The sequence below is a fragment of the Mycobacterium sp. genome (assembly GCF_049281135.1).
In the GTDB taxonomy this organism is placed as follows: domain Bacteria; phylum Actinomycetota; class Actinomycetes; order Mycobacteriales; family Mycobacteriaceae; genus Mycobacterium.
The window spans coordinates 1-2,586 of record NZ_JBAPRN010000213.1 but is presented as its reverse complement, the minus strand read 5'-3'; the positions used below and the strand labels follow the sequence as shown (position 1 = coordinate 2,586).

Below are 2,586 nucleotides of genomic sequence, written 5' to 3'. Positions count from 1 at the left end.
TGAAGACTCACAGTGATTGTAGGTGTGCAGCCATCGGGGGTATTCGGCGCAGCGCTCCGCATCACTGGAGTAGAGCCGGGCGTAAGCCCATTCGTCGGCCAGGGTGCGGTGAAATCTCTCGACCTTGCCATTGGCCTGCGGCCGGTAGGGGCGTGTTCGACGGTGTTCAATTCCGTTCAATGCATCCCGGAAAGCGTGTGAGCGATAACAGGATCCGTTGTCAGTCAATACTTTTCGAACAGCGAAGCCAGATTCGGCGAACCATGCATTAGCGCGCAGCCAAAAAGCGGCGGCGGTCTCTTTGCGCTCGTCGCTGAGCAACTCGGAGTAGACCATCGGGAGTGCGCATAAATAGCGCTGTGCAGGAAGTGGTAGCCGCGTATCAGGTGGCGATTTCTGTGTTGTCCCGGCACCCTATCGGCCTGAGCGTTGCGATTGCCTACGCTGCGTCCCAGCATTCGCCAGCCTCCGGCGGGGATCTTGCCCAATTTTTTCACATCGACGTGGACGAGATCACCACAGTGCGCAGACTCCATCCGACGCACAACACGGCCAGTCGCGCGATCCAACCAGCGCAACCGCGCCACCCCGTAGCGGGTGAGCACCTTGTGCACCGTGGAGACGTTGAGCCCCAACAGATACGCGATCCGCCCCAGCCCCCAACGTCGCAACACCTGCACCTTGCTAATGCGCCGCTCGGTACGAGTGGGCGTCCGATTGGGGCTGCGGTGAGGCCGTGAACTGCGATCAGCCATTCCAGCCGGCCCTTCCTCGCGGTACCGCCGGGCCCACCGCTGGGCAGTGGTGACAGCCACCTGGAACCGCTCGGCGGCTCGACGCAGCGGCCAGCCGTCCTCGACAACACAACGAGCCAGCCGCAGCCGACCAGTTTCCGACAAGGGCGCATTACGGTGGGACATGAAGACCTCCGAGATCGGTGAGCGTTCCTAGACAGCTCGCACTCCACTCGGAGGTCTTCTTCTTGTCACCTCACCACGCCGTCACCAACGTCCGTGGTCAGTACAACTAGATGGTTACCGCGGCAACGATGCGGGCCCGTGCCAAACCCCAAACGCCTGCACACCCGCTCGTTCACCTGGTCGCCGCCGTCGCCTTCCCGCCTGGCTATGCCTGCCGCAATGGAAAACGTGTCGCCGGCCGACAAATCGAGGTCGCCGATCCGTATGTCCCGCAGCGCGACCCGCGGCAGGTACTGGATCGTCGAATGCAGCCGAACGATCTCATCGACGAAAACAGTTATTTCCTGGGGTTTTCGCGCAGCCTGACCGCCAACCCGGTGCCGGACGCAAGATGCTGTAACGCCCACACGAAAGTGTCGTTGATCCGGCAGAAACCGCCGTGCTTACCGGTGCCGAGCACCGACGACGCCAACAAGAAAATATCTGCCCACGGGCGGCGACCGCCTCGATCATTGCCGCTGCGGTCGGGCGGCAGTACTCCGCTGCCCCCGCGACCAGCCCGCCGTCAACGCGGCCGCGATGGCGTCTCGGCCGGGCGCAGTCAATCACGTCCGCGCCACGCCACCGTCCTGGAGCACCGCGGGGCCGTACCTGGTGGTTGCAAATCGGCCGCCACTGCGGCGTTGACGGTACGCAGCTGGACGTGGCAGCCATTGGCGTTGGCGATCAACCGCTCGAGGTCTTTCATCGACCAGAAAAGCCGGTCGGGATGCCAGAAGATCACCGCGCCGGACTCGTTATCGGCCATCGCCTTCAGCACTGCGTCGAAACCGGGACGGGTGAGGCCGGGGTGGGCGGACTGATCGTCGTCGCCGTTGCGGTGGGTGACTTCCCATCCGAGCCGATGCGCGAGTGCCTCGCAGTCCTCCAACTGGCGGGCCACCCCGGCTCGTTGTCCGGTGGCGTCTTGGCTGATGCTGGTGTGAAGGCCGCGCGCACATTTTCGAATATTCTGAGCAGATCTACGTCAGCATCCCGGACGACGAGGGCGTGGTCGAGGCAGTCGTGGTTGCAGTAGATGCGCTGGTGCCGGCGACATCCGGGCCGTTAAGAAACCATCAAGACGCTACGCCGGCCAAGACTGGTTTTGCCAAGGTGAAGTGATCTCCCATCCACCTGCAGTGCAGCTTGACTCCTGAGAGCATCCTGAGACAACCCTGAGGCCATGTGCCGGCGTTCCGAGGTGTCCCCGTGGAATTCGAACCCGCATTGGGCGGATTTTAGTCCAACGGCTCTGCCGATTGGGCTATCGGGGACAGCGACGAATGTAGCGTGTGGCTGCTGAAACCCTGACCCGGCGTCCGAAACGGCAGGTCGGTAAGAGGTGTGTGTTAATAATTCTGTCCTCACGTTAAGAAGCCATTAACGCGGTATGCGGTCGCGCTCAGGTTACGGGAAGGTAGACCCGTGGACCCGACGCCGGATTCCAGCACACACCGACACTGACCACTGTGGCCGACCCCTCGGGGCCGGCCGCTTTCCACCAGGAGTGATTCATGGCATACGTGAGCACAGCGCCCGCCGCGATCGCCGCGGCCGCGACCCAGCTCGAAGGCATCGGCAACTCGTTTGCGTCGGAGAGCTCGGCCGCCGCAGCCCCGACCAC

2 protein-coding genes and 1 pseudogene are annotated in these 2,586 nt (G+C 63.1%); 1 reads left to right on the top strand and 2 read right to left on the bottom strand.

All coding sequences use genetic code 11. The features are described 5' to 3' along the window. Together WAN02_RS08910 and WAN02_RS08905 are read right to left on the bottom strand one after the other, a co-directional pair. Window positions 1-920: pseudogene (locus tag WAN02_RS08910) on the bottom strand (IS481 family transposase); the annotation flags it as partial. A gap of 601 nt (window positions 921-1,521) precedes the next feature. Beyond that, window positions 1,522-1,896 (bottom strand): recombinase family protein, encoded by a 375-nt coding sequence (locus WAN02_RS08905; protein ID WP_422263791.1) that lies wholly within the window; start codon window positions 1,894-1,896, stop codon window positions 1,522-1,524. Between the two features lie 580 nt (window positions 1,897-2,476). On the opposite strand from WAN02_RS08905, the gene WAN02_RS08900 reads away from it, so the two are divergent. Beyond that, on the top strand, window positions 2,477-2,586 hold a 110-nt coding region (locus WAN02_RS08900), incomplete at its 3' end, for a PE domain-containing protein (RefSeq protein ID WP_422263790.1).